Raw genomic sequence first — 25,304 nt, forward strand, 5'->3', positions numbered from 1 at the left:
CAATCATCTCGCCGGAAATTGGAGCTTACACCGGGACAAGATGGCTTCGATGATGAGCATATGTCGAAATATCGGCGCATCTTGGCCCAGGCGCAGCTGGCGAACTCCATCGGGGACGGCGTCTACCTCGTCACCTCCGCGTTCTACTTCTCCACGATCGTCGGCCTGTCGGCAACCGAGATCGGCCTCGGCCTGACGCTGGGCTGGGCCGTCGGCGCGGTGGCCGGCGTACCGCTCGGCCACCTGGCCGACCGGCGCGGCCCGCGCGGCGTCGCCGTGCTGCTCGCGCTCACGACCGCCACGGCGGTCGGCTCGTTCCTGTTCGTACGCTCGTTCGCGCTGTTCGTCCTGGTGGCCTGCCTGTACGGCACCGCGCAGACCGGCCTGTCGGCCGCCCGCCAGGCGCTGCTCGCCGCCCTGATCGAGCCCGCCGAGCGGACCGCCGTACGGGCGGTCCTGCAGGCCACGCTCAACGCCGGCCTGGCCGTCGGCGCCGCGCTGGGCGGGCTCGCGCTGCATCTCGGCACGCGGGAGGGCTACCTGGCCGTGCTCACGCTCGACGCCGTCAGCTTCCTCGCCGCCGCCGCCCTGCTGCTCGCCCTGCCGCCGGTACGGGCGGTGCGGGCTCCGTCCGGGCCCCGGCTGGCGGTGCTCAGGGACCGGCCCTACGCGCTCATCACGCTGATCAACGCGGTGATGCTGTTCTACATGCCGCTGCTGAGCCTGGTCGTGCCGCTCTGGATCGCCGCCCGTACCAGCGCCCCCACCTGGGTGGTCTCGGTCCTGCTGCTGATCAACACGGGCGGTGTCGTGCTCTTCCAGGTCCGGGCGGCCAAGCGGGTGACCGGGCTGCGGGACGCCTCGGCGGCGGTGCGGCAGGCGGGGCTGGTGATGTTCGCGGCCTGCCTGGTATTTGCGCTGAGCCCGTACGGGTGGGCGTTCCTGCTCGTGGCGACCGTCCTGCAGGTGACCGCCGAGATGCTGCTGGCCTCCGGCGCCTGGGAGATCAGCTTCACCCTCGCCCCCGACGACCGGCAGGGCCAGTACCAGGCCTTCTTCGGCACCGGCGTGGCCGTGGCCAGGATGCTCGGGCCCGTCGTGCTCACCACGCTCGTGCTGGACGGCGGGACGCTGGGCTGGCTGCTGACCGGCGCCATGTTCGCGACGGCCGGCGCCGCGATGGCACCGGCCGTCAGGTGGGCCAGGTCACTTCAGCCGGCGTAGCCGCAGCACCGCCGTATACCCGGCCTTCTGCACCTCCGCGACCAGCACCGCCGGATTCACCCCGCGCGGAAAGCTGACCCGCGCCTGCTCCGCCGCGCAGTCCACCGTCGCCGTCACGCCGGCCAGCTTGTTCAGCGTGCGCTCGATCCGGTCCGCGCGGGACGCGCACGTCATGCCATCGGCCACCGGCCACCGGCCACCGGCCGCCGATCGCCGGCTCGACGGCCCGGCCCTCGGCGGTCGCCGTGACGGAGGACATCACCTCTCCCCTCCTCAGTGCGTGTGGTCATGGGTGGCGGAGGGGGCATGCCCGTCGGACAGGGTGGCCGTGGCCGTGAAGGCCGCCGTACGGACCTTGCCCTCGTGCTGGAAGTCGAGGAACAGGCGGTAGTCGCCCCGGCTGGGGGCCTCGGCGTAGAACGTGATCTCCGGTCCCGCCTTGTCGCTCTTTTCCGGGTGCACGTGCAGGTAGGCCAGGTCACCGGCGCGGAGGGCGACCAGGTGTCCGTACGCGCCCAGGTAGGGCTGCAGGTCGGTGACCGGCTCGCCGTCCTTGTTGACCGTCAGGGTGAGCTTCCCGGCCCGGCCGGGGACCAGGTCTCCCGCGAGGTTGACGGTGTAGTCGTCGACGGCCGCCGTACGGCTGACGTGGGGCAGGGGCTCGGGCCGGTAGTCGCCCGCGGCCTGCAGGTCCGCGCCGAGCGTGAGCTTCTCCCCGCCCTTGGGGACGAAGTCGGCGAAGGCCTTGTACGCCCCCGCCTTGGGGAGCGTCAGCCTGACCGACCAGGTGCCGTCGGCGGCCAGGTCCGGGTGCACGTGCTGGAAACTCGTCAGGTCGCGGGAGGCGACGATGAAGTGCAGCTTCTTGTCGTGCTCGACCTGGTAGTCGGTGACCGCCCTGCCGTCGGGGCCGATCACGGTGAACCTGAAGTCCGTCGGCACGCCGGTCGTGATGGAGGTGATCGGGTTGAGGGTGTAGCCGTTCTGCGACACTTGGAGCCCCCCGGGGGTATCGCTCGTCACTGGTTGCTGTGTGGAATGCTCGGCACCGGTGTGGCCGGTGGCGTGGTCGTCACCGGCGTGACCGGCGGCTTGGTCGTCACCGGTCCGGGTGTCCGCCGCCGTCGTGGTGCCGGCCGCCGTCGGCGTGATCAACCTGCCCACGCCCAGGGCGCCGCCGAAGACGACGGCAAGCCCCAGGGCGTACGAGCCGAGCTTGGCGGCCGTCCTCATGACCGGCCCGCCATGTCGTGGCCGTTGGCCGCGGTGCTCATCGCTGTCCGTCTCCTCGACACGTCTCTACCTCGTTCCGGGTCCAACACTTCAGATCGTGCTCTCCACTTCAGATACGGCCGGCTTGCGCATGAAGGCGGCACTGAGCACGGCACCGATTACGGCGACCACCGCCGCGCCCGCGAAGGCCGGCTGGAAACCGCTGGTCTGCGAGGTGAAGACGGCGGTCATGGCGGCCAGGCCCAGCGCGGAGCCGACCTGGTAGGTCGTGTTGACGATGCCCGAGGCGAGCCCGGCCTCCTCCGGCCGCGCGCCGGACATGGCCGACATCATCGCCGGGATGTACGCCAGGGACATGCCGACCGCCGCGACCAGGCTCGCCGGGAGCACGTTCGTGACGAAGCCGCCGGTGAACTGGAGCCCGGCCACGCCCGCCGCCAGCACCGCCAGCCCGGTCACGATGAGCGGCTTGGCCCCGAACCTGCCCAGCAGCCTGGCCGTGATGCCGATCATGAAGATCATGATGGCCACCGTCATCGGCAGCAGCGCCGCGCCGCCGGCGAAGGCGCCGTAGCCGAGGGACTGCTGCAGGTAGAGGTTGAGGAAGTACCACATCGGGATCCAGGCGGCGCCGAGCAGGGCCATCGCCAGGTTGGCCGTGGCCAGGCCGGGGGTGCGCCAGATCCGCAGGGGCATGAGGGGGTTCCTGGCCGTACGCTGCACGAGCAGGAACAGGGCCAGCAGCGCCGCGCCGGCGATCCCGGCGGGCCAGTTCGTGGCCACGATGGCGTACACGACGAGTGCGATGCCGGCCGTGACCGAGACCGCGCCGACGAGGTCCACCGAGCCGCGCCGACCGGCGGCCGCGGGGAGCAGCCTGGTCGCGGCCAGGGTGGCCAGGCCGATCGGGATGTAGATGATGAACACCCAGGGCCAGCTCAGGTACTCGGTGATCACGCCGCCCAGGAACACGCCCGCGGTGCCGCCCGCCGGGGCCGCGGCGCCGTACAGGGCCATGGCCTTGCCCAGCTCGCGCGAGTTGTGCCCGAAGAGCATCATCAGCAGCGTCATCGCGGCCGGCGCGATCAGCGCCCCGCCGACGCCCTGCACCGCGCGTCCCGCCACCTCGACCCAGGCGGTCGTTGCGGCCGCGGCGACCACGGAACCGCCGATCAGCACCGCCCATCCCGTGACGAACACCCTGCGCGCCCCGAACAGGTCGGCCAGCCGCCCGCCGAGCAGCAGCAGGCCGCCGAAGGTGACCACGTAGGCGTTGAACACCCACTGCAGGCCGCCGGGGGAGAAGCCCAGGTCACGCTGCATGTCGGGCAACGCGACCCCGATGATCGAGGTATCCATGATCACCATGAACTGGGCGGCGGCCAGCACGACCAAGGCCCACCAGCGCTTGTTGTCAGTCATGTTCCTTGCCCTCCTTCCTTACCCCGTGGGGGTATCTGTTGGATCGCGAGGAACGTAATATACCCCTAGGGGGTATGTCAAGCCCGCAAGCCGGCCCCCTTGGCGGACCCCCGCGCTGCGCATCCCGGCTGGATATTTGGCATGATCGAGCTGTTGTCCACGTTGGGGTGCCCGGAACGTTGTTGACTGGGATGTTGTCCAAGATGGGACGGGTATAGCGGCCCCACCAGGGGTTGAACGCCCGTCCTTCGCACATTCCACACATCTGGTCCGTGCGCAACACAGGGAGCGCAGCCATACCTTGCTAGGCTGCTTGTCAACCGTTGGGTCTCACCCCGGCAGGTGAGGCCGTCGAAGAAGTGGGGTCACACCGTGAAGAAGCTGCTCGTACTGGCGCTGATCGCCCTTGGGGGGTTGCTGATCTGGCGTAAGGTGCAGGCCGACCGCGCAGAGCTCGATCTCTGGACCGAGGCGACCGGCAGCGAGAACTAACCGACCGGCGAGGCGATGAGTGACGTCGTCCCCATCAAGCTGGCGTGCCTGGACCTGGCAGGCACCACAGTCGGTGACATCGCCATGGTCGAGCGCGCCTTCGCCGAGGCGATCGCGACCCAGGGCATAGTGCCCGGGACCGGAGCGTACGCGCGTGCCATGGTTCACGTGCACCGGTCCCGGGGCTGCCCCAAGATCGATGTCTTCCGCGGGATCTTCCCTGGCAACGAGGCGCAGGCGCAGGCGGCGAACCTGACGTTCGAACGCTCCTACGAGGGTGCGTTGGGGCGGGCGGGTCTCGTACCCATGCCCGGAGTCCTGGAGGTCCTCGACAAACTCCGCGGCACCGGCATCAAGCTCGCCCTGATCACCGGCTTCAGCCGCACGACCCTGAGCCGGGTCCTGAGCGTCCTGGGCTGGCACGACAAGATCGACCTGGCCATCTCCCCCGAGGACGCCGGCGGCCGCGGCCGCCCCTGGCCGGACATGGTCCTGCACGCGGTGCTCCGACTGGGGGTGGATGACGTACGCCAGGTGGCCGTCATCGGCGACTCGGAGAGCGACATGCTGTGCGGCAAGCGCGCGGGAGCCTCGATCGTGGCGGGGGTGATGACGGGGGTGCACAGCCGCGAACGCCTGCTGAAGGGCGGGGCTACGCACATCCTGGACTCGATCGCGGATTTCCCGAGCTTGGTCCTTAGTGACGACCTTGGTACGACGCAGGTGGCTTCTTCCGCCCGGTAAGCTATCTTCGTCGAAGGGGCCTTAGCTCAGTTGGCAGAGCGCCTGCTTTGCAAGCAGGAAGTCAGGAGTTCGAATCTCCTAGGCTCCACCAGGGGAAACGCCCCGCCACTGATCTTGTGACGGGGCGTTCGTGCCATTAACGTGCCATTACCCTGCGGGGACCAGCGCTCCCGCGCTGCCGTCGTCATCTCCCTTCTTGGGCTTTTTCTTCGTCTTCTTCCGCTCGGCCTTGACGCGGGCCGAGAGCGCGTCGGCGATCTTCTGATCTGCGTCTCGGGTGGCGTGCTGGTAGATGAGCGCGGCCCGGTCGCTGTCGTGTCCCATGCGTGCCTTGAGATCGGCGAGGCTTGCTCCTGACTGAGCCGCCAGGGTGTTGCCGGTGTGCCGGAGATCGTGAAAGTGCAGCCCTTGCACGCCCATCTCCTTGAGCGCGTCAGCCCACTTGGCCTCACGCCGGAAGTTGCTCCCCCGGAGGAACGCCCCGCGCTTGCCGAGAAACACGAAGGCGTCTTCGGCCTCATCGACATACGTCGCCAGGTGTTCGGCGAGGATCGGAATGATCACCGAGGGGATGCTGACGGTTCGCCGGCCAGCCTTCGACTTGAGCGGCCCAAGGCGCATCTCGCCGCCGTCGAGTTCGAGAAGCTGTTCCCGTACATTGATGGTGCGGGCTTGGAGATCGATGCTCGACCGGCGAAGTGCTGTCACTTCACCCCACCGCAGACTGGCGAAGGTGGTCAGCAGGACCATGGCCCGGAAACGGTGGTCGGCCATCTTGTCGGCCAGCTCGAAGACCTGGGCCACGGTGAGCACCGGGCGTTCCGGAGTGTGCTCATTGCCCGCGCCCTTGATCCGGCATGGGTTACGACTGATCATCTTGTCCTCTTCTACCGCCGTCATCAGCACGGCCCGAAGCAGGCGGTACGCCTTCGCCGCCGTCGAAACGGAGACCCCACGGTCGAGAAGTCCGGCACGCCACGCACGGACCGTCTTCGCCGTGAGCTTGCCGACGGGCACGTTTCCCAGCGTCGGGACGATGTGACGTTCCAGCAGCCACGTGTACAGCTCCAGAGTCTTCGGCCGAAGCCCCGGACGCTCCTTGACCCAGTCCCGCGCGTAGACGCCCAACTCAACCTTGCCTCGCTCGGGGTCGGTCCATTCCCCCGAGATCATCTGAGCCTCGATAAGCGTCAGAGCTCGATCGGCGTCCGTCTTGGTGCTGTAGGTCGTGGTACCTGTGTGGAGCACGCCGTCTGGGCCGGGATAGCGAATCTGGAAGCGTCCGGAGGGGAGCTTGCGGATACTACCGAAACGCCGGTGCCCATCCTCGTTGGCCATCAGGCGGCCCTTTCCGTGACGTTGCTGCGCGTGAGTGGTGTGACGGTGCCCGCGACGACGAAGGCGATCAGAGCCGATTCGCGAATGCGGACGTGTCGGCCGACTTTCACGAACTCGATGCGTCGCTCGGAAATCAGGCGACGGACGAAACGAACCGAGGTGTGCAGCAACTCGGCTGCTTCATCGACGGTCAGTAGGTGGTCCATGTGTTTGCCTCCCTTCACGCTGCCTGCGGAGTTGCCGAAAGATCTTGTCCGTCTGCTCTGGCCTGGAGTTCGGCCATGTGAGCGCGCCAGCGTTGCCGCTCGCGTACGGATCGCAGGAGCCGGACGGCCAAGGGGGCGACGTTGGCGTCACCGGCCGGGATAGGCCGCCAGACGTAGCGGTGCGGGTCTACGGGCTCGTCGCTCTTGCCGAGGGCTTCCAGGACCCAAGTACGGCGGTCCTGCTTGTGTTCGGCGAGGGTCTTGTTGGACCACTTGCGGGAGACCAGGACGCGGCGTCCGGCGTAGCCGAGGTGTTCGGGCTTGTGGGCCTTGGAGCGGCAGCGGCCGGGGGCCATTCCGGCTTTGGCGCCCTTGGGCTGGATGCCGTAGCGGAGCCAGTTCGGGCAGGTGGGCGAGCAGGGTTCGTAGCGCAGGGCATCGACGTAGCGGGCTGCGTGCTCGTGCTGGGCCTGGTTGTCGAGCCCGTGGCCGAGGCTCTTGGTGAGGTACTTGGACAGGTAGCGGATGCACTGATCGGCGTCCTTGGTGCCCGCGAGCACGCCCTTGACGTCCACCTGCTCACCGAAGCGGATCACATGCAGGGGTTCGGCGTCCTCGTCGGCGTCCAGCTCGTCGAGGGCCTCGTCCCAGGTGGGCAGGACCTCTCCGGTGGCGGGGTCGAGGTAGCCGGTCCCTTCCTGCCAGATGGGCAGGTGTTCGCCCTCGAAGATCACTTGATCGACGGAGGGCCACCACACCTGGTGATAGGTCGCCGCCGCGATCTGCTTCATCTCCGCTCGTGGGAGCGTTCCACGGATGGCCATGTGCAGGTGCGGGGCGAGCCGCTTCTGAGGCTCCACGGTTGCGAAGTACTGCACGTCGAAGCCAGCCACGCGGCGCAGGTTCTGCACGAACCGATCCACCAGCTTGGAGAAGTGCAGCGCGTCCCGGGCAGCGCGAGCGTAGTCGTAGGTGTCCGGATCGACCGGTACGCCGTCGCGGACCTTGCCGTACGAGGGCAAGGTGAGCGTGACGAACAGCGAAGGCCGGTAGGTCTTGCCGTCCGGGGCCTGGAAGGTCCGGCCCAGTGTGGTGTGTGCCATCTTGCGCTTGGGCAGGTCTGGTGCGTCCTGCCTGCGCTTGGTCGAGCGGGAGCGCTTGGACGCCGTCCGGCCGAGGACGTTGCCGCGCATGCCTGCCGCGTTGATCTCCTCGTCCAGGCCCTCGATGACCGCGTCCAGGTCGGTCGTGTCGTCACCGGACTGTTCGGCCTGGTCGCGCTGGGCTTGGATGTCGGCGCGGAACTCGACCAGCCAGCGCTGTTCCTCGTTCGGATCGTCCGGCGTGATGGTGGGTTCCTCGTCGAGGTGCCAGCCTTCCCGGCATTGGGCCTTGCGGAGCTGCTTGTTGCGCTTGGCGCACGGTGGGCACTTGCTGTCCATCGGCGAGCCGCACGGGACGTCGATGATCTCCCACTGGCCGGTGTGGGTGTCGAGCCGCTTGAGTGGGACGGGCCGGATGCAGACGCCGTTCAGCTTGGCGACCTCTTCGACGACGTCGTGGGCCAGAGGCATGGCCAGTCGTACCGCTCGGGGTAGTGCGCGGTCGTGCGCATGGGTCATAGGGGCCTCCCTTCGTCGGTGTCGGTGAGGATGAGCGCGGTCTGGCCGCACTCGCAGCATTCGACCTGGGCGCGGATCGGGTCGAGCCAGAGGGCGTTGAGCGTGCCGCAGGAGGCGCAGCGCAGCCCGTCGAGAAGGTGTGTCATGCGGCCTCCCCGAACTGGGCGACCATGGCGCGGATGTCGGTGTCGGAGACGTAGGCGGCGCGGACCCGGATGGGTTCGGGTGAGGTCTCCAGGCGCATGTAGGCGACGCCGGCCCCTTGCTCGGGGATGGGTGAGATGTGGTCGGCCAGGGCGCCCCGGTCGCGTGCGCCGTCGCCGAGGACCATGTCTACCTGCTCGGACTCATCCAGCCGGAGGGCGATTTTGTCGGGGAACAGGTTGCGGATGTTCATGACCTCCTTGCGCGGGTCCTGGAGAGCGGCCATGACGCCGACGCCGACTGAGCGGCCTTGGGTGGCGAGCGTGGCCAGCGCTGCGGAGATGCGCTGCCGGAGTTGTTTGTCGGGCTGGTAGGCGGTCAAAAACGCCACCTCATCGACGAGCACCAGGACGAACGGGTCCTCGATCGTCGGGATGTGGGAGCGCTGGAGTCCGGCGAAGCGGGCCGCGCGCTTCTGCATGACGCTGACCGCCTCGTCGAGGAGATCGGCGCAGTCGGCGGGATCGGCGGCGTAGCGGCCCTGGAACAGTTCGCGGCCGAAGGACAGCTCCATCAGCTTGGGGTCCAGCGCCCAGACTTCGGCCAGGCCCGCCCGGATGGCGGGGAGCAAACCGCGGATTGTGTCCCACAGGAAGGAGCCCTTACCGGCCCCGGTTGCCCCCGCGATCAGGACGTGGGTTCCGTGTACCTTGAGCTTCAGTGGTTGGCCGTCCTCCTGCTTGCCGATTTCGACCGGTCCCACGGTCGGTTCGTCGGGAACGGGTAGCGCTGGGATCGGTGTCGCCAGCGGATCGCGGCGCGGGAAGATGAGCAGCAGTCTGCCGCCCTTGATGAGCGCCACCCGGCAGGACGTGACGCCGAAGCCGTGGGCGAGGTTGTCGATGCGATCGGACCAGTCCTTGACCGCCTGGCCACGCAGCATGCGCACGGTGATGCGGTCGGCCCAGCCATCGCACTGGACGCGCACCAGCCGGGGCAGGTAGGTGCGTCCAGAGACCCGCTTGCCGAGACCGGAGACGTCCATGACGGACTGCCAGTGACGCCGGTAGACCGACATGAGCCGCCACCAGGCCAGCAGTCGCCAGCCGATGAGCTGGGCGAAAGAGGCCCGGTCGATGAAGGCCCAGGAGACCAGGCTCAGCACGACGATCCCGAACAGGGACGCCGCCAGCGGCCAGCCGTACTGATACCAGATGAAGCCGAGGACAGCGGGTACGGCCGTCGCCACCGGGTGACGCCAGATCGTCCGGACCAGGGCGACGAGGAAGCGGTAGAGGTAGATGACCAGGGTGATGATGGCGGGCGTGCGGACGACGGCCGGTTGGAAGACGACGGCGGTGTCCGGGGTGGTGGTGACCAGGTTGCGCGCCTCGTCACCGGGAAGCCTCTTGAACATTAGGCTGAAGACCTCTCGTGATTCGCGTCAGGGGAGATGAGGGGCCGCCGGAAGGACCAGTTCCAGCGGCCCCGCTTGCTTGTCAGGCCGCCGACTCGGCCGCATCCTGGGCCGACTGTTCGGCGTACAGGCACTCGCAGTCGGCCAGGTAGCGGGCGGCGGCGTTGAAGATGTCGCGGGCGAGTGCCAGGTCGGCATCGGTGACCGGCCCGGCCCCGGTGGTGGAGATGTGCACGTCGGCCTCCGAGGAGCGGAGCTCCAGGTACGGGCGCGGGTTGCTGAGCAACATCCCGGCGCTGACCTTCAGGCGCGGCGTGTGGAAGGAGACCCCCACGTAAGGCGTGGACTCGGGCTTCATGGACAAGGTGACGTAGGTGTAGGGACGGAACTCGCTCATGCAGCGGCCTCCTTGCTGCCGTTGGACTTGGTGGTGTTGGTGCGGGGCGCGAGCATCTGCCGCGCCTTGATGGAGTAGGCGAGCCGTCCGGAGCCGTTGACGTACGGGGTGACGGTCATGCCGTCGAACTCGACCGGCGTGAACGGCAGTCCCGCGACGGGAGCCGGGGCGACCGGCTGGACCGGGGCGAGGATCTTGACCGCCACGGTCTTCTGAGCCGCCTTGAGCGTCGGGTCGGCGTCCATGACCGGGATCTGCCAGACGGGTTCGCCCGTCTGCTTGTCCCGCGCCTGGACGAACCTGCCATTCGTGGAAGCCTCGAAGTCTTTGACCGGCTCGACCTCCCCGACGCTGTAGCAGCCGTGCGGGAAGACCTGGGCGAACGTCACGGGGATGGGTCCCTGCATTGCCATGTGGAATCACTTCTCTCTTGAGCGGTCAGCCATCTTGACTGATCAAGTTGTAAGCCCATTAAGCACGAAGCCCACTTGGCCAGTCAAGTGCACCAAGCGGGCTTCGCGAAGAAGTTGGAACTCCGGCTACCGAATTGGGTAGGCATCCTCCAATTCGTGCCGGTCACCAGGTAGAACAGACTCCACCACCACCCACGGCTTGCCCGTCGCGTCACACGCGACCGCGTAGACGACGAGCAGCGCAGCCGAACTCTTGACCCCGAGGAGGGAACACTCCTCCTTGGTCGGATTGCGCGCGGTGACGTGCTCGATGATGTGATCCAGCGAAGCGCCGGCCACGCTCTCGACGTAGCGCCGAAGGCCTTGCTTCAACTCCTCCGACTCAGCCAGCGCCGTACCGTGCGCCGCCTCAACCGGCAGCCAGGTGGAGGAGATCTCGGTCGGCTCGCCGTCGTGCTCGGTGAGCGATCGCCGCAGCATGACCGGCGACTTGGGCTTGAGCCCCAGATACGAGGCGATCCGATTGGGTGCCTCGACCTCTCCGGTCACCAGCAAGCGGCTGGAGACCTGGGCTTCCTTGCGGTCGAGCAGTTCGCGTCCGGCCCGTGCCTGCTGACCGGTGGGGATGGCCGGGCGACCGCGCACGAACCGGCCCTTGCCCTGGTGGGTGACGATCCAGCCCTGATCGCGCAGCACACCGAGGGCCTTGACGACGGTCGGGCGCGCCATCGCGAATTCGGCCATGAGCTGGTGTTCACTGGGCAGCGGGGAGCCGGGCGGATACTCGCCCGAGTCGATGCGCCGCTCAAGTTCCGCGATCAGTTGCGCGTACTTCGGGGGCGTGTACTCAAATGACATCAGGGCTCCACATTCAACATGCCTGTCTAGCCAAGCAGGCTATCAGCGCATGCTGCTTAGGCAACCCCTTCTAACGACACATGGGCCTACCCCAGAATGACGACGGCGCGGCCCCCACATTCAGGGAACCGCGCCGTCAAGCGACACCTACACCGTCTGACCTTGCAGCAAGGTGCGCCAGACCTCGTCAGCCTTCTTGTACGACCACCGATGAGTCTCGTAGATCGTCTCCCCACCGTCACCGTCGTACTCCGTCCGGCGGATGTACGACTGACCACCCAGGCGACGCAGCTCGTACACGGTTGACCGGCAGTGGCACGACCAGGCCACCACCCGGGCACGATCGTCAGGCTTCGCAGCCTGGCGCCAGACCAACTGCATGTGCCCCTCCTGAACCTCGCTGACGTGCGGACTGAGGCAGCCCGTGATGATCTTCACTACGTGGCCCGCTTTCTGCCGACTCCGGAACACTCGAAGCAGGTCACCTGCACAAGCTCGACCGCCGTCCCGTCAAGACGGCGTAGCGCCTCGGCACGGCTCCTGCGCACCCAACGCCACCCCTGGGCCCGACAGGCCCGGCACCTCTCACTTGTCGGTTGATCGCTCCGAGTCATGGGACAAGCGTCTTCACCTGCGGCAAAGCAACCCATCCCGAGCCGGAATCCTCGGACGGGATCAGCAATATCCCTTGACGGGATAACTCCGAACCGTGAGCGTGGAGTTACCGGCAGTCCAAGGACGCAAGGGGAAACGGCACATGCCCGCAGACGGGGCCGAACCGGTCGTCATACCGGCCGACCTGTGGCAACGCCCCGACATGCATACCGCCCTCACAAATCGCGATATCGGCCACCTCTTCCGACTCGTCCGCCAGTACGCAGGCGTCAGCCAGACCCGTATCGGCGTCGCTGTGGGCTTCAGTCAGGGCAAGGTCAGCGAGTACATGCAAGGCAAGGCCCAGGTCACCGCACTCGACGTCTTCGAGCGCATCGCCGAAGGCCTGCACATGCCCGACCCCGCCCGCATGCTCCTCGGCCTCGCCCCGCGGATTCTCACCGGCGTCACCCACCCGCCCACACCCATCCCGCGACGGGATGGAACACCAGCAAGCAGCCTTCTTAGCGTGGAACAAGTAGTCATCGGCTCGCGCCAGCCGAACGACGCTTGCGACGTTGACATGCTGACGCTGGCCTGGATTGTGGGAAGGCTAGATGGCCACATGGACCGCCGAACGATGCTCCTCATCGCAGCCGGACTGACCGCCGAAAGCGCCGCCTCCGTCGCCAACCCCTGGGAGCGCCTCACCCTGGCCCTCTCTGGCACCCGCGCCGATCAAGACGACACGGTCGAACGCCTCGAAGCCCGAACGATCGGCTTTCACCGCCTCGAAGAGACCATGCCCGCCCGCAGCCTCTATCAGGGCCTCACCGCCCACCTCAACGAACTGAGCACCCTGCTACAGGCAGGACTGCCCGACCGCCTACGCCGCCGGCTAGCCGCCACCACCGGCGAGGCCGCCGTCCTGGCCTCGTGGATCGCCTGGGAGATCAAGCAGCCCGGCCAGTCTGCCGCGTTCGACCGCATCGCCACGCTGGCGGCGCAGGAGAGCGGACACCCGATCATCCAAGCATGCGCCTACGCCTACCGCTCCTATGCCGTTCGAGGCGCCCCCGCCGTGCAGAACATCCGCCTGGCCCAGCAGCATCTACCGGCCCAGGGCGACAACGCCACCCGCGCTTGGCTGCTGGCCCGCGAAGCCGAAGAACTCGCCAACCTCGGCGACCGCCAGGCGCTTATCCGCCTGGAGCAGGCGAGGGACGCGTACGGCGAAGCGCGTCCACAGCGGGAACGAGCTTGGACCCGCTTCCTGGACTCCGGCCGAATGGCCGCCTACCGGCTCTCGACCTACGTCAACCTCGGCGACGAACACCGCGTCATCGACGAAGGCCAAGCCGCCCTCAACGCCCTCTCCCACGAGACCGACCACAAGAAGATCGCCGCCGTCCACGCCGACATCGCCGCCGCCCAACTCCGCATCGGCGACCTCAACGAGGGTCTCACCAGCGGACGCCGGGCACTGGAGACCGCCCAGCGCACCGAATCCCGCTGGGCCTTCCAACAACTCGCCGGAGTCGAGAACGCCCTCACCGGCAAGCGGGACGCTTCAGCCCGTGAACTCCTGGCCGCCATCAACTCGGCACACCGGAGCCTGAGCCAGCCGTCTGCATGACGAGATCACCCGTACAGTGCACTGCCGAATTGTTCTTGTAGGTATCAAGCGGCGGCGCGGCGCGCCGCCGTACCCCCGGCCCTCCGCCCGCCCGCCGTCCGGGCGTGCGGCCTGGAGGCCGGTCCCGGACGGCGGCGGGACACCGGGCCGGGCACCGCACGCCGGCCCCGCCGTACCAATCGAACGCTCCGGCCGGGGTTGCCGCGCCGCCGCACAGCTACAGCCCTACGATCGCCACTGCATGGCTGGACGCCGTACGTGCTCGGGGGCGATCGACGATCCAGGGTTCGTTCCTCACCCTGGCTCACCGAGCAACGTGGCTGATCGCGGTTCGGCGGCGGACGGCACGCGGATGCGCAAAGATCCTTGAGCGTGGCCCATGCCGGTGTCAGCTGAGAGGAAACGTCCGTGATCGACTCTACTTACAGCAAGTGGTTTCGCCAGCAAACCCGGCTTGTCGTCCACTTGACGTGGTGTTCCGCCACCAAGATTGACGACGTCCTGGCTGCGTATGGCATCTCACCCGAGAGCACTCAGCCGGCGCGCTTCCTCGCAGACGACGTCGACATGCTCATCGGGCGCCTCGGCAAGGGCACCGTCATCATGGACTACCGCGTCGATTCTGTCACCGAGGGTGCTCTTCCCATTCTGGCGCAGTATGGCCCCTGCCTGAGTGCTGTATGGATCGATGAAGCCCCAGCCTTGGTCTCTTATCGGACGGAGAGCGGCCTGGTGGTCAAGTTCGACATGAGTGATTGGGACTGGTATCCAGTTCCTGATCTCGCCAGCGTCGAGCAATGGATCGCCGCCAGCCCAGCGGGTCGGGAGACCTGGGAGAACAGTTATGGTCTCGCCACGCTCATCACCGCCGAAGCGCTATGCCAGGCTGTGGTCGACGACGAATGGATGCGATCCGTACACACTGGCGTCACCTCACCGGATCCACTGGGGCAGGAGATGCCGTCAGCCTCACGCTCTCTCAGCTCGATCATCGAAAAATACGGTGACCGCACACCGTAGAACAGGGGTCCGGCAGAACAGACCCCGTGACCATGCACATGTTCGCCATGCCATTAGCGTGCCATTAAGGGCGGTCAACAGGGGTCAATCACGGTCACTGGCGGACTGCCGGTCGCCCAGGTCGAGGCCGTGGTACTCGAAGATCAGACCGATTTGCAAGCAGGAAGTCAGGAGTTCGAATCTCCTAGGCTCCACTCCAGGTCAAAGGCCACTTCCTCAGGTCAGGAAGTGGCCTTTTCGATCTTGTACAGCTGCAAAGTACAGCTACAGGCGCAGCCGCAGTCAAACAGCCCAAGCGCTTCTGTCTTCTCCGCGCTTCACTGATCGACTCTGGTCGTAGAGATGCTGACCATGGAAGCCGTGGCTGCGGGCGAGAAACCATGCATGGCGGGACATGCAGACCGTGGCGGTCCCCCCTGCCGTCATCCTCTGCCGGGCCGCCAAAGCGCCGGCCCTAGGGCGCGCAACGTGAACATTTTACTTGCAAATGCCTCTTTATAGTTCCTCTCGATTGCAAGTTGGTTCTCTTGATGCGCGAGTGATCAAAGTGGTAGAAATAGATTCAATTCTGGGATCTCCGTGGTGGAGGCCTCCCGCTGATCTGCGTGCTCAGTGGCGGCTTTCCCTGTAACGAGGTCCACACGGACCTGAGGGATCCAAGAGATGCAGCGAATGAGAGCTCTGGCCTACAGCGAAAGCGAACGGCCCCCTGCAGCAACAGGGAGCCGCTCTCATGCCCCAACCCATCAGGTAAGGAAGGACACTCGATCGTGATTCTAGTACGACGCTCCGAGGAGCCCAGTGATGAACCCCCACGCGGAGGTCCATCACCACTGCCGCTCCGTTGGGCCGTCATCCTTTTCGTCAGCTCCATCGCTGGCGTATGGCTGGGCACCGCAACCGCGAACCTAGCAGCTGGCGTTGGCACAGCTCTCCTTGTAGTTGGACTCCTTCACACGATCCTCGGTTGATGTCGTGGCGCCCTAGCTTGGGCGCCACGACATGGGTTATGAATCCAAATGATCAGCGAGTTTCCTGAGGGCCTTGCGGGTCTCCTCCGAGGACACTTCGCTGTAGATGTTCATGGTCACCGCAATCTGTGAGTGGCGAAGGATCTGCATGGCGACCCTTGGGTGGACGTCGAGGGCGACGAGCAAGGACGCGCAGGTCTTACGGGTCGCGTGGACGTGGACCTTGCGCACTCCGGCCTTGGCGCAGGCGTTCGCGAAGCTGCGGCGGAAGTTGGACGGTTCGATCGGCCGGCCACTGGCGGTGGTGAAGACGAGCCCGGTGTCCTGCCAGTCGTCTCCAGCCGCTTCCCGGGCGGTGTCGCGCACTCGTTGACGGGCACGGAGAGCCGCTGTGACGATCTCAGGGAAGGGCAGAGTGGCATCGGACGCGTCGGTCTTCGTCTGGCGGTGCAGCAGCTTGCCCCCGACGCGCTGGAGTTGCCAGCCGATCGTCATCTCGGCCTGGTCGAGATCGACGTCTTCCCAGCGCAGCCCGAGCGTCTCACCCAGGCGCAGCCCGAGAACGAGCACCAGGACGTAAGCCGGGTACATCGCGTCCTCGTTCTTACGAGCCGACTCCAAGAAGGCCCGCGCCTCCTCAACGGACCAGGGTTTGACCTTGCGCTTGCGAGGGACCGACATCTTGACGTTGGCTGCGACGTTGCGGGCCAACGTCTCCTCCCGCACTGCGTTGCTCAGCGCGGCCCGCAGCGTCATGTAGGCGTCATGAACCGTCCACTCCGAGGGCAGCGACCGGCAGCACTTGCCGACAGCACAGCAGTGCCGACGCCGCTTCGGGTTGCTGTGATGCTCGGGCCGGGCGGTGTCCTTGCCCTGGTCGCAGCAGAGGCAGGATCGGCGCAGCTTGTTCAGCCAGGCTTGGACGTCCCGAACGGTCAGCTTGTCGAGCCGCTTGGAGCCGAGTACTGGCGTGATGTAGAGCCGGGCGAACATCTCGTAGTTCGCCACCGTCTTGGGCGCGAGGTTGGGTTCCACGACGTTCGTGAGCCAGTACGCCAGGTAGTCCGAGAGCTTCGGCGACTTGGTGACCACGGGTCCCTTGCGGGCCAGCTCGTGAAGCTTGAGCCACTTCTCATGGGTCTCCTCGCGGGTCTTGCCGTACGCCCACTTGCGGGTCTTCTTGCCTTCCGGCGTGGTGACCCAGACGTATCCTGCCCAGCCGTTCTTGTACGGGAAGATCGAGCCCTCGTTGTTGGCGCGGGTGCGTCCGTTTTTACGCGGGCGCTTGGGCTCCTCCGGGGAGGCGAGCGCGGTCTTGGTGGGCATCAGGCTGCCTCCTCGCAGAGTCGGGTGATGTAGTCGTTCAGCGCGGTTGTGGGGATCCGACGGCAGCGGGCACCGACGACGATGGAGCCGAGTTCGCCGGAGCGGATGAGGTTGTAGACGGTCCAGCGGCTGACCTGCAGCGCCGCCATGGCCTGCGGAACGGTGAGCAGCTCAGAGATCATGTGGGTCTCCGAGCGGGGTTCCTGTGATGGCGGCGGCGACGAGTTGGTCGCCGAGGCTGTAGCCCTTGCCCGCGTAGGTCCATTCGCTGATCACCAGGACGGTGTCCTCGTCGAAGAACGGCAGGCGGCCGGTGGTGATCTCGCTGTCTCGTACGTGCTGTTGGCGATCTGCTCGGATGTCGCCGAGGGTGGTGGAGTAGTGGCGGGAGCGGGTGGAGAAGTGGCCGCGGAAGCCGAGCATGTGGGCCCAGTCGGCGAGCCGAAGTTCAGCCAGGCCGGGTTCGATACCCAGGTGCAGGCAGGTGGTGATGAGACGGCGGGCGTGGTCGCGCAGGTTGTAGGCGTCGAGGTTGTCGAGTGGGTTGATGCGGCGGTCGAGGGTGCCGACGCATTCGGCGGCCTTGGTGGCGTACTTGGCGATGTAGCCAGCGACGGCTTGGTCGGTGAGGTCGCCGTTCAGGGTGATCGGGCGGATGTCGAGCTGGCCGCCCCAGCGCAGCGGGCGTTCGGGCTGGTCGGCGTAGGCGGGAGCCTTGGCGGACACGGCCTTGACTGCGTGCTGGATGGCTTGGGCCAGGGCTTCGGCGGTGGCCCAGGGCGGTGGGGGTGCTTCGGGGCCGCCGGGGCCGTCGAGGCGTATGACGGCGTGGAAGTGGACAACGCCACGGCGCTGGTATTCGGCGACCTTGGCGAAGGAGAGGGTGAGGTGGTGGCGGAGATCCTTGAGGAACAGGCCGCCGATTTTGGCGAGGTGGCGGCGTACGGAGTCGGCGAAGCGCTTCCACAGCAGCGGGGCGAGCGCGTTGAACAGGACGGAGCCGGTGTAGTCGTAGCAGTCGGAGCACAGCGGTTCGCCGAGGCGCGGGTCGTCTTTGCTGTGGCGCTGGGTGCAGGACATGACGCGGCCGTGCGGGCAGGTGGCGGCGTCGCGGCGGGCGTGGCAGGGCTGGACCCTGCCGTTCTTCTCGTGCCGTGCGTGGACCGCTCCAAAGCTGGGTGCGGTGAGGGTGATGAACAGGGTCGGGTGGCCCGTGACCGTGTCCGGGACGCCTTTGCCTCCGACGAGGCCGGCCCGGATGAGGTGGTAGGTGTCGGCGCGGTAGGTCTCGGCGCAGGCCGGGCAGCGGGAGGCGCGGCGGGTCTTGCATGGGACGCGCAGGATGCCGTCGGGCTCGTGCTTGGTGGTGTAGCGGTGCAGGAGTTGGCCGGTGGCCTGGTCGTAGTGGTCGACCTTGCCGCGTAGGTGGATGGGCTGGCGGCAGCCGCCGGTGGCACGGATCTGGGTGGCCCAGCGGTCGTAGTCGGGGTGGTTGAGTCGGGCGACCATGCCCGCTTTGGCGTGCGCGGTGGCGTGGGTTGTGGGCAAGATGGTGTCCTCCTTTCGCTCGTTCGGGTGAAGGGATGGCCCTCGACCTGGCAGGCGTCTTGGCGGATGTGCGGCCAGGCCGGGGGCGCTGCGCGTTTCAGGCGCCGTGGTTGTCGATGCCGGTGCCGTCGCAGTCGCGGCAGCGGGCGTCTTCAAGGTCAATGCCGGTACCGTTGCAGGTGCAGCAGCAGTAGTGGATCACCTCGTTCATCTCGGTCATTTCTGCCTGTTGCGGGCGGTGGTGAGGTAGACGCGCCAGTGGTGGGGGCGGGTGCGGTCGGGGTAGGCGCGTGAGACACCGATGACGGTGAAGTGCAGGCGCAGGCGGAACAGGGCGTCGATGATCTCGGCGCGGGTGCCGTCGATGCGGATGCGCATGGTCGGGTCCTCTCCTGGTCAGGTGGCGGGCGTGGGGTCGGGTTGGATGCAGCCGCGGTAGCTGGTTTCGGCGTCGTGGCGGGCGCGGGCGGCGGCCAGGATGGCGACGGCGCGGTATTCCACCGGTCCGAACAGGCACGAGGTGGCGTAGTGGCCGTACGGAGAGTCCTCGAAGTCGATCTGTGAGCCGACGAGGGCGGCGATCTGGTCGATCTCGGCGCACTGGTCGGCGTCGCTGGCCTGGCCGGGGAAGTGGTGGACGGTGACGCTGGAGGAGACGGGCACGTCGGGATGAGCTTCGAGGAATGCGGCCAGGTCGAGCAGGCCGTTGATGAGGGCGGTGCGGTGGTCGTACGTCATGAGTTGGGTTCTCCCTTCAGGCGGTGCGCAGGGTGCGCAGCAGGTCGGTGGCGAGCTGGCTGGAGACGCCCAGGCGGGTACGCAGGGCGTCACCGGTGATGGGCTTGCCGTGCCGGGCGTGGTGTTCGTCGGCGACCCGCTGGGCGTAGTCGATGAGCGCGGGCGCGAGAGGGTCAGCCTGCTCGTCCTGGGTGTCGTCATCGTCCTGGGCTTGGGTCGGGATGAGTTCAGGGACCGGGGGCGAGGTCAGGACCGGTGCGGGCGCGGGTGTGGACGGTTCGAGGCGAGTGGCGCGGCGTTCGAGCATCGAGACGGCGATGAGGAAGGCGCCGGCCGGGGTGGCGGCGGTGATCCAGCCCCAGACGGTCGGGTCGGCTTGGGCGAGGTTGGCGGCCAGGGACAGGATGATGCCGCCGGTCAGGACAAGGACGGGCCAGGAGAGCGGGCTGCGCTGGGTGCGGCCGGTCTTCTTGTCGCGTTGGCGTTCGCGGGCGGCCATGACGCAGGTCAGGTCGATGCAGACGGCGATGGCCCAGGACATCCAGCCGGTTTGGCCGTGCTGGCTGGCGGTGTCGCGGATGTGGGTGAACGATCCGGCACCCGCGATGGTGGCCAGGACGAGGACCGGGCCGGTGTCGAGCATCCAGCAGGCGAAGCGTCGCATCGTTCCTCCCTTCATGGGTTCAGGCGTTGACAGGTTCGGGCAGGTGAGCGGTGATCTCGTCCCAGGACGGGGCGAGGTGGGCATGAGTGCGGGCGGCGTGTTCGGCGGTCTGCTCGGTGACGTAGAAGGAGCGGGCGCGGTACCACTGGCCGTCTTGTGAGGCGACGATGGCGACGCCGGGTGTCTCGGCGGCGATGGAGCGGGCCGAGGCGAGGGCGGCGGGGTCGAGGTCGCCAAGGGTCATGGTGGCGGTCTCGGGGTCGTTGACGCGGTGGCAGATCCGTCCCGAGCACTGGGCGCGCAGGGCGGTGACGCCGGGGCCGAGGTCGGAGCCGATGCGCTGGCCGCAGCAGAACAGGTAGATGCCGAACGCCCGCCCAAGCTGGGCGACCCGCAGCAACGCGGTTGAGGTCTTGGCGATCTCGTCCTTCTCGGACTTGTCGGCCATCAGGTAGAGCTCGGCCAGCTCGTCCACCAGGACCACGACCGGGACCGGGCGGACGCCGGGCGGGAGTTGCCAGATGTTGCGGGCGCCGGCCTGGCGGCACAGCCCCATCCGGTCGATCATCAAGGCGACCAGGTCATCCAGGAGGCCGACGGACTCGGCGCGGCAGGTGGCCAGCGCCGACAGCCGAGGCGCGTACGGGGTGAACTCCACGCCGCCCTTGAGGTCGAAGCCGACCAGTGCCACCGGTTGCGGTGCGAGGCCGACGATGAGGGCGTTAGCCAGGTTGGACTTTCCGGACTGGGTGGCTCCTGCATTGATCCAGTGCGGCACGGTACGGAAGTCGATGGTCCAGGGCTTGCCGGTCTCTAGCCGCCCCACGGTAACCTTGAGCAGCTCAGGAGAGGGCGGCAACTCATCGACCTTGACCAGAGGGTCGCGCATGGTGGCCATGAGGACGACGCGGCCAGGGCCGGGTGAGGAGACGCGGATGGCGTGCACACCCCAGGAGTGGGCGAGGCGTTCGGCGGCGTCGGCGTAGTCGGCGGGGGTCTGGCCTTCCAGGGTGTGCAGGGTGACGCGCCAGCCGTGCCGGGTCGGCAGGGGCAGCCACATGAACGGTTTGGTGTCCACGGCGATGCGCTGCCACTTGCGCTTGACGCGGACGATGCCGGTCGAGGCGACCAGGCCGGGGACGGTGGTGAACCAGAAGCGCTGCCGCTTCTTGGTCAGGTTGCAGCCGAGGGCGACCCGCCGCCACGAGGCGCGTACTGACAGGGAGACGAGCGGGAAGCCGAGCGCGAGCCAGAAGGACGGGTAGTGGTAGTGGCGCCAGGCCCACAGCCCGGCCGCGAGAGCGGCCAGGACTGCGAGCATCTGCAGCGCGTCAGGCATCGGCCGTCTCCTTGATCGGGAGCAGGGCGTTGGCGCGGTAGGCGATGCCCCATCGGCCGGCGATCTCCCAGACGTAGCCGAGCAGGCCGATGGCGTTGATCTGGTCGCCGACGGTGATGGGCGGTTCTCCGGTGATGCCGATCTTGACGAGTTCGATGCGGCCGAACTCGTCTTCGACGGAGACGGTGACCTCGTAGACGGTGTTGCCGTTCTTGTCGGTCTTGATCTCGCCGGTGTCCTTGTTGAGGACGCGCGGGCGCGGGCCCTTGACGCAGGTGATGGCGAGCTTGCTGACATCCACAGGGATCGGGACGGAACGCATGGGCTGTGACCTCCTCTTTCACCGTTCACCAACATAGTTAACCTAGTTGGCTTGGTTGTCAATGTGTTCCCGGTTGGCTTGGTCTTCGTTTCGTGATGTGATGGGGTGGCGATGGTTCAGAACACCGGGCGCCCCGGCTACCTCCAGATCGCCGACGATCTCCGCACGCAGATCCGCGGCGGCTCCCTCGCGCCCGGAACCCCGCTGCCCTCCACCGCCCAGCTCGCCGAGCAGTACGACGCCTCGCTGAGCGTGGTGAAGATGGCCGTCGGCATCCTGCGCAACGAAGGCCTCGTGATCGGCCAGCAGGGCAAGGGCGTCTTCGTCCGCGACGCCGAGGAGCGCCCCGCCGGCGACGAGCAGGCCGACCTGGCCGAGCTGCGCGCCACCGTGCGGAACCTGTCTGTACGGCTGGCGAAGGTCGAGGAGCAGTTGGCTACGTCCACGTCACGCCGTCCCGGACGTAGCAGCCGGTAACCTTCCGGGCCAGCGACGCCGAAGCCCCGCCGGGGTGCCTGCGCAGGCTCAGGGCCTTGTCCTCGCGGCGGATGCCGATGAGGACCATGACGTAGCCAGCGAGCAGGGTGATGCTGAGCAGGACGGCGATGATCAGCGGAAGCCAGCTCACGTCCAGCTCACCCCCATCGCGGCCGAGGCGCGGGACCGCGCGGGGGACGACGGGTCTCCGAGCGCCGGTTGCGCCGGTTCCTGGCCCGCTCCTTGCGCGCCCACCGGTCCCGCGCCAGGCACTTGGAGCAGCGGGTCTGTCCCTCGGCCAGGGCGTTGCCGCACTCGCAGGCGGGCGTCTCGCCCAGGATGGTGATCTCGTTGTTCATGAGTGCATCTCCTCCTTCGGTCGGTGCCGTTGTGGCGTTGTGCAACCGAGAATGCGACGCAGAGTCAGGACGAGATCACTACACGACGGGACATGTTCAAGACGTCCGGCCTACGATGGCCAGGTCCCCGGACGTCCTTGGGAGCAGGTGAAATGGCGAACGAACGGCTACGCGCGGCGCTGTTGCAGAAGGGCGCGAGCATCGCGGACCTGGCCGAGGCGATCGAAGTCGATCCCAAGACCGTCGAGCGGTGGATCACCAAGGGCCGCGAGCCGTACCGAAAGCACCGCTTTGCCACAGCTTCCTATCTGGGCGTGGACGAGACGTACCTGTGGCCGCAAGCCCTGTCCCGTGAACAGGTGGTCGCCGCATCCGAAAGCGAAGTCCTGGCGATCTATCCACACCGCTGGGCCGTGCCCCGGGACGCGTGGGGACGTCTGTTCACCGCCGCGTCCGAGGAGATCGGCGTCCTGGTCTACAGCGGGCTGTTCCTCGCCGACGACGCCGCCATGGTGCGCCTGCTCGGCGACAAGGCGCGGGCAGGCGTGCGGGTTCGCATCCTGCTCGGCGACCCGGATTGTGCCGAGGTCGCCCAGCGTGGGCAGGACGAGGGCGTGGGGGACGGCATGGCCTCGGAGATCCGTACCGCTCTGGTGCTCTACCGGCCGCTGTTCGGCGTGGACAACTTCGAGCTGCGGCTGCACCAGACGATCCTGTACAACTCGATCTACCGGGCCGATGACGACCACCTGATCAACATGCACGTGTACGGCATGCGTGCCGGGAACGCGCCCGTGCTCCATCTGCGCAGGGTGGCCGGCGGGGAGATGGTCACCACCTACGCTGACAGTTTCGAGAAGGTCTGGGCCGGGGCCGTCCCGGTGGAGTCCTGACCATGGCCAAGCGCATCGACTTCTACGACGACCCCGCCGCACCCGAGCCGAACAGCTTGGTCCCGTCCGTGAACGTCATCGTCACCAACACGGCCGGGGACGTCTTGATGATCCGCCGCAGCGACAACGACAACTGGGCCGTCCCCGGCGGCGCCATCGACCTCGGCGAGTCCATCCCAGAGGCAGCCATCCGCGAGACGGCCGAGGAGACCGGCATCACGTGCGAGATCACCGGCCTGGTCGGCACCTACAGCGACCCCCGGCACGTGATCCTCTACACCAGCGACGGCGAGGCCCGCCAAGAGTTCTCCATCGTCCTGACCGGCCGCGCCCTCCAGGGCGAGCCGACCCTTAGCGAGGAGTCCCGAGAGGTCCGCTGGGTGCCCCAGGGCGAGGTCATGGCGCTGCCGATGGACCGGTCGATGCGGATGCGGATCGAGCACTACCTAACCGGCGCCGGCCTGCCGTACATCGGATAGCGCGGCCTCCACCGACCGCACCGAGGACACGATGCACGGTGTGGCATCCGTGATCGACCTACTGACCACATGCTCAGGTCCGTACCGTGAGTGGATCTCGGCCAGCCGGTCGAGCACATCCATATGCCAGCCGTCCGGGCCTGTGGTCATGTCGCAGTAGGTGAGCGCCCTGGCCAGGTCCGGCCGTTCCTGGTCGAACTCCTTGGCCAGGACGTCGAGCAGGTCACGCTGCCGGGCCTCGTTGTCCGCACACGAGTGGTAGGCCACCAGACGGCACAACCGCTCGTCCGCCCCGGCCACATCGCGCAGGTAGCGGGCACCGTCGAGCTGGTGCATGCCGGTGTCGACCAGGTCCGGGGCGTAGCCGATGTCATGCAACAGGCAGGCGGCGATCAGCGTGTCGGTGTCCTCCCCGAGAACCGCAGACAGGGACTCGGCCTGGTCGGCGACCCCCTGGGTGTGTGCCCACCGCCGGGGCAACGTCGTCGCCAGCAGGTCCTTGGCCAGGCCATATGCCCATTCGGTATGTCCCACGTGCCTCACGATAGGCATGAAATGCGGCGGAAAACGCCGTGGGCCGGTTAGACGTCCTGGGACGTCCTTCCTGACGGTGGTTCATGCCGGACGAACCGCCCCCGGCCCTGCTCCGTCACGATCAGACCTTCGCGCTCCAGCACGGCCATCGCCTGCCGCACGGTATTGCGCGAGATCGTGAGCTCCCGCCGGAGCCTGGCCTCGCTGGGCAGCGTCGCGCCTGGAGCGAGGTCACCCCGCTCGATCTGCTCGCGCAGCCATGCGGCGACCACCTGGTAGCGGTAGGGGGCATCGGTATTCTTCCCGGGGGTTACGCGCCCCTTGGATGGCACCGTGATCAGCAACCCCTCCTCCTCCAGGATCGCCAACCCGCGCCGCACCGTGTTCCGCGCCACCCCGAACTCCCGGCATAGCTCCGCCTCCGAGGGCAGCGCCTGACCAGGGGCGAACTCACCTGACTGGATCCGTTCCCGCATCCGATCGGCGATCTGGAGGTAGACCTGCCCGCCGGTCAGCCACCGCCCCGTAGCCACAGGCTCAGCCGCGGTAGGCATCGAGCAGCTTGTTCAGATCGACGCTGAGATCCCCCTGCTCCCCGTCCGCCCACCCCTCCTGCGCGGCCTCCTCGATCCGGTCCACCGCGACGGCCATCTGCAGGAACGACACCCGCTCGTTCTGCTGATCACCCCAGTAGAACCAGCAGAACGGCAGGTGCACGAACACCCGCCGCACCCGGCACCGGCTGTCGGTCACATCCAGCGCCGGCCGCCCGTCCTGGGTGACGACCAACACGTGCGGGACGCCCTGCGCGCCGAGCTGCTCGCCCAGCGCGACCAGCAGCCGCTCCGCATACGCTCGCTGCTGCTCCTTGATGGTCTGGCTGTTGCGCACCCT

The 25,304-nt window shown here is 67.5% G+C and carries 34 protein-coding genes and 1 tRNA gene; 9 read left to right on the forward strand and 26 right to left on the reverse strand.

All coding sequences use genetic code 11. From position 1 onward, the window contains the following. Positions 1–60: 60 nt before the first annotated feature. On the forward strand, positions 61–1,224 hold the full coding sequence (locus ACTWPW_RS45475; protein WP_443172394.1) for an MFS transporter: 1,164 nt from the start codon (positions 61–63) through the stop codon (positions 1,222–1,224). Here the strand turns inward: ACTWPW_RS45475 and ACTWPW_RS45480 are convergent. From ACTWPW_RS45480 to ACTWPW_RS45490, 3 genes are all read right to left on the reverse strand, one after another. Further along, the gene (locus ACTWPW_RS45480; protein WP_443172395.1) at positions 1,207–1,398 is read right to left on the reverse strand and encodes a cation transporter; all 192 of its coding nucleotides are present in this window, start codon (positions 1,396–1,398) and stop codon (positions 1,207–1,209) included. The genes ACTWPW_RS45475 and ACTWPW_RS45480 overlap by 18 nt on opposite strands. A gap of 99 nt (positions 1,399–1,497) precedes the next feature. After that, positions 1,498–2,457, reverse strand: coding sequence for a hypothetical protein (locus ACTWPW_RS45485; RefSeq protein ID WP_443172396.1), 960 nt, complete (start codon positions 2,455–2,457; stop codon positions 1,498–1,500). Between the two features lie 90 nt (positions 2,458–2,547). Further along, positions 2,548–3,879 (reverse strand): MFS transporter, encoded by a 1,332-nt coding sequence (locus tag ACTWPW_RS45490; protein WP_443172397.1) that lies wholly within the window; start codon positions 3,877–3,879, stop codon positions 2,548–2,550. A gap of 372 nt (positions 3,880–4,251) precedes the next feature. On the opposite strand from ACTWPW_RS45490, the gene ACTWPW_RS45495 reads away from it, so the two are divergent. From ACTWPW_RS45495 to ACTWPW_RS45505, 3 genes are all read left to right on the forward strand, one after another. After that, complete coding sequence (locus tag ACTWPW_RS45495) at positions 4,252–4,371, forward strand: DLW-39 family protein (RefSeq protein WP_020542320.1); 120 nt, start codon at positions 4,252–4,254, stop codon at positions 4,369–4,371. Between the two features lie 15 nt (positions 4,372–4,386). Further along, entirely contained in the window at positions 4,387–5,115 is a 729-nt protein-coding gene (locus ACTWPW_RS45500) for an HAD-IA family hydrolase (RefSeq protein WP_443172398.1), read from the forward strand. A 15-nt stretch (positions 5,116–5,130) separates the two neighbouring features. Beyond that, positions 5,131–5,206 (forward strand) — tRNA-Ala (locus ACTWPW_RS45505). A 56-nt stretch (positions 5,207–5,262) separates the two neighbouring features. Here ACTWPW_RS45505 and ACTWPW_RS45510 read toward each other — a convergent pair. The 9 genes from ACTWPW_RS45510 to ACTWPW_RS45550 all read right to left on the reverse strand — a co-directional run bounded on the left by ACTWPW_RS45510 (position 5,263) and on the right by ACTWPW_RS45550 (position 11,948). Beyond that, a complete protein-coding gene (locus ACTWPW_RS45510; protein WP_443172399.1) occupies positions 5,263–6,453 on the reverse strand; it encodes a tyrosine-type recombinase/integrase in 1,191 nt (396 codons plus the stop codon). After that, positions 6,453–6,659: a helix-turn-helix domain-containing protein gene (locus ACTWPW_RS45515; RefSeq protein WP_443172400.1), complete on the reverse strand. Its 207-nt coding sequence runs from the start codon at positions 6,657–6,659 to the stop codon at positions 6,453–6,455. Before ACTWPW_RS45515 ends, ACTWPW_RS45510 begins: the two co-directional genes overlap by 1 nt. Before the next feature lie 14 nt (positions 6,660–6,673). Continuing rightward, positions 6,674–8,281 (reverse strand): replication initiator, encoded by a 1,608-nt coding sequence (locus ACTWPW_RS45520; protein WP_443172401.1) that lies wholly within the window; start codon positions 8,279–8,281, stop codon positions 6,674–6,676. Then, on the reverse strand, positions 8,278–8,427 hold the full coding sequence (locus ACTWPW_RS45525; protein WP_443172402.1) for a hypothetical protein: 150 nt from the start codon (positions 8,425–8,427) through the stop codon (positions 8,278–8,280). The genes ACTWPW_RS45520 and ACTWPW_RS45525 overlap by 4 nt, the downstream gene beginning before the upstream one ends. Next, the gene (locus ACTWPW_RS45530) at positions 8,424–9,842 is read right to left on the reverse strand and encodes an FtsK/SpoIIIE domain-containing protein (RefSeq protein WP_443172403.1); all 1,419 of its coding nucleotides are present in this window, start codon (positions 9,840–9,842) and stop codon (positions 8,424–8,426) included. The genes ACTWPW_RS45525 and ACTWPW_RS45530 overlap by 4 nt, the downstream gene beginning before the upstream one ends. An 82-nt stretch (positions 9,843–9,924) precedes the next feature. Further along, on the reverse strand, positions 9,925–10,239 hold the full coding sequence (locus ACTWPW_RS45535) for a hypothetical protein (protein WP_443172404.1): 315 nt from the start codon (positions 10,237–10,239) through the stop codon (positions 9,925–9,927). Beyond that, entirely contained in the window at positions 10,236–10,652 is a 417-nt protein-coding gene (locus ACTWPW_RS45540) for a plasmid replication, integration and excision activator (RefSeq protein ID WP_443172405.1), read from the reverse strand. Before ACTWPW_RS45540 ends, ACTWPW_RS45535 begins: the two co-directional genes overlap by 4 nt. Before the next feature lie 126 nt (positions 10,653–10,778). Next, a complete protein-coding gene (locus ACTWPW_RS45545; protein WP_443172406.1) occupies positions 10,779–11,510 on the reverse strand; it encodes a GntR family transcriptional regulator in 732 nt (243 codons plus the stop codon). A gap of 147 nt (positions 11,511–11,657) precedes the next feature. Further along, entirely contained in the window at positions 11,658–11,948 is a 291-nt protein-coding gene (locus ACTWPW_RS45550; RefSeq protein ID WP_443172407.1) for a hypothetical protein, read from the reverse strand. Positions 11,949–12,267: 319 nt separating this feature from the next. Here ACTWPW_RS45550 and ACTWPW_RS45555 point away from each other — a divergent pair, with 319 nt between their 5' ends. Further along, complete coding sequence (locus tag ACTWPW_RS45555) at positions 12,268–13,740, forward strand: helix-turn-helix domain-containing protein (RefSeq protein WP_443172408.1); 1,473 nt, start codon at positions 12,268–12,270, stop codon at positions 13,738–13,740. Between the two features lie 408 nt (positions 13,741–14,148). Continuing rightward, positions 14,149–14,760, forward strand: a complete 612-nt coding sequence (locus ACTWPW_RS45560) for a hypothetical protein (protein ID WP_443172409.1) — start codon at positions 14,149–14,151, stop codon at positions 14,758–14,760. 1,007 nt (positions 14,761–15,767) lie between these two features. Here ACTWPW_RS45560 and ACTWPW_RS45565 read toward each other — a convergent pair. From ACTWPW_RS45565 to ACTWPW_RS45605, 9 genes are all read right to left on the reverse strand, one after another. Further along, a complete protein-coding gene (locus tag ACTWPW_RS45565; RefSeq protein WP_443172410.1) occupies positions 15,768–17,057 on the reverse strand; it encodes a site-specific integrase in 1,290 nt (429 codons plus the stop codon). Next, entirely contained in the window at positions 17,057–17,239 is a 183-nt protein-coding gene (locus ACTWPW_RS45570) for a helix-turn-helix domain-containing protein (protein WP_443172411.1), read from the reverse strand. The genes ACTWPW_RS45565 and ACTWPW_RS45570 overlap by 1 nt, the downstream gene beginning before the upstream one ends. After that, entirely contained in the window at positions 17,229–18,566 is a 1,338-nt protein-coding gene (locus ACTWPW_RS45575; RefSeq protein ID WP_443172435.1) for a replication initiator, read from the reverse strand. The genes ACTWPW_RS45570 and ACTWPW_RS45575 overlap by 11 nt, the downstream gene beginning before the upstream one ends. Positions 18,567–18,702: 136 nt before the next feature. Further along, positions 18,703–18,825, reverse strand: coding sequence for a hypothetical protein (locus ACTWPW_RS45580; RefSeq protein ID WP_443172412.1), 123 nt, complete (start codon positions 18,823–18,825; stop codon positions 18,703–18,705). Next, positions 18,822–18,983 (reverse strand): hypothetical protein, encoded by a 162-nt coding sequence (locus ACTWPW_RS45585; protein ID WP_443172413.1) that lies wholly within the window; start codon positions 18,981–18,983, stop codon positions 18,822–18,824. The genes ACTWPW_RS45580 and ACTWPW_RS45585 overlap by 4 nt, the downstream gene beginning before the upstream one ends. An 18-nt stretch (positions 18,984–19,001) precedes the next feature. Next, complete coding sequence (locus ACTWPW_RS45590) at positions 19,002–19,343, reverse strand: hypothetical protein (RefSeq protein ID WP_443172414.1); 342 nt, start codon at positions 19,341–19,343, stop codon at positions 19,002–19,004. Between the two features lie 16 nt (positions 19,344–19,359). Continuing rightward, positions 19,360–20,007, reverse strand: coding sequence for a DUF2637 domain-containing protein (locus ACTWPW_RS45595; RefSeq protein ID WP_443172415.1), 648 nt, complete (start codon positions 20,005–20,007; stop codon positions 19,360–19,362). Between the two features lie 19 nt (positions 20,008–20,026). Then, complete coding sequence (locus tag ACTWPW_RS45600; protein WP_443172416.1) at positions 20,027–21,346, reverse strand: FtsK/SpoIIIE domain-containing protein; 1,320 nt, start codon at positions 21,344–21,346, stop codon at positions 20,027–20,029. Continuing rightward, complete coding sequence (locus tag ACTWPW_RS45605) at positions 21,339–21,668, reverse strand: SCO3933 family regulatory protein (protein WP_443172417.1); 330 nt, start codon at positions 21,666–21,668, stop codon at positions 21,339–21,341. The genes ACTWPW_RS45600 and ACTWPW_RS45605 overlap by 8 nt, the downstream gene beginning before the upstream one ends. A 111-nt stretch (positions 21,669–21,779) precedes the next feature. Between ACTWPW_RS45605 and ACTWPW_RS45610 the strand changes: the two genes are divergently transcribed. Next, on the forward strand, positions 21,780–22,145 hold the full coding sequence (locus ACTWPW_RS45610) for a GntR family transcriptional regulator (RefSeq protein WP_443172418.1): 366 nt from the start codon (positions 21,780–21,782) through the stop codon (positions 22,143–22,145). On the opposite strand, the gene ACTWPW_RS45615 is transcribed toward ACTWPW_RS45610, so the two are convergent. Next, positions 22,105–22,296 (reverse strand): hypothetical protein, encoded by a 192-nt coding sequence (locus ACTWPW_RS45615; RefSeq protein ID WP_443172419.1) that lies wholly within the window; start codon positions 22,294–22,296, stop codon positions 22,105–22,107. The two genes, ACTWPW_RS45610 and ACTWPW_RS45615, sit on opposite strands and share 41 nt — an antisense overlap. A 7-nt stretch (positions 22,297–22,303) precedes the next feature. After that, a complete protein-coding gene (locus ACTWPW_RS45620; protein ID WP_443172420.1) occupies positions 22,304–22,504 on the reverse strand; it encodes a hypothetical protein in 201 nt (66 codons plus the stop codon). Between the two features lie 152 nt (positions 22,505–22,656). Here ACTWPW_RS45620 and ACTWPW_RS45625 point away from each other — a divergent pair, with 152 nt between their 5' ends. Further along, positions 22,657–23,397: an XRE family transcriptional regulator gene (locus tag ACTWPW_RS45625; RefSeq protein ID WP_443172421.1), complete on the forward strand. Its 741-nt coding sequence runs from the start codon at positions 22,657–22,659 to the stop codon at positions 23,395–23,397. A gap of 2 nt (positions 23,398–23,399) precedes the next feature. Continuing rightward, entirely contained in the window at positions 23,400–23,876 is a 477-nt protein-coding gene (locus ACTWPW_RS45630) for an NUDIX hydrolase (protein ID WP_443172422.1), read from the forward strand. Here ACTWPW_RS45630 and ACTWPW_RS45635 read toward each other — a convergent pair. Genes ACTWPW_RS45635 through ACTWPW_RS45645 form a run of 3 tightly spaced genes read right to left on the reverse strand, consistent with a single transcriptional unit; the run spans position 23,844 to position 25,301 of the window. After that, entirely contained in the window at positions 23,844–24,410 is a 567-nt protein-coding gene (locus ACTWPW_RS45635; protein ID WP_443172423.1) for an HD domain-containing protein, read from the reverse strand. The two genes, ACTWPW_RS45630 and ACTWPW_RS45635, sit on opposite strands and share 33 nt — an antisense overlap. 47 nt (positions 24,411–24,457) lie before the next feature. Continuing rightward, positions 24,458–24,943: a GntR family transcriptional regulator gene (locus ACTWPW_RS45640; RefSeq protein WP_443172424.1), complete on the reverse strand. Its 486-nt coding sequence runs from the start codon at positions 24,941–24,943 to the stop codon at positions 24,458–24,460. Between the two features lie 4 nt (positions 24,944–24,947). Next, on the reverse strand, positions 24,948–25,301 hold the full coding sequence (locus tag ACTWPW_RS45645) for a hypothetical protein (RefSeq protein ID WP_443172425.1): 354 nt from the start codon (positions 25,299–25,301) through the stop codon (positions 24,948–24,950). Positions 25,302–25,304: the final 3 nt, after the last annotated feature.

Source organism: Nonomuraea sp. KM90, assembly GCF_052246675.1.
In the GTDB taxonomy this organism is placed as follows: domain Bacteria; phylum Actinomycetota; class Actinomycetes; order Streptosporangiales; family Streptosporangiaceae; genus Nonomuraea.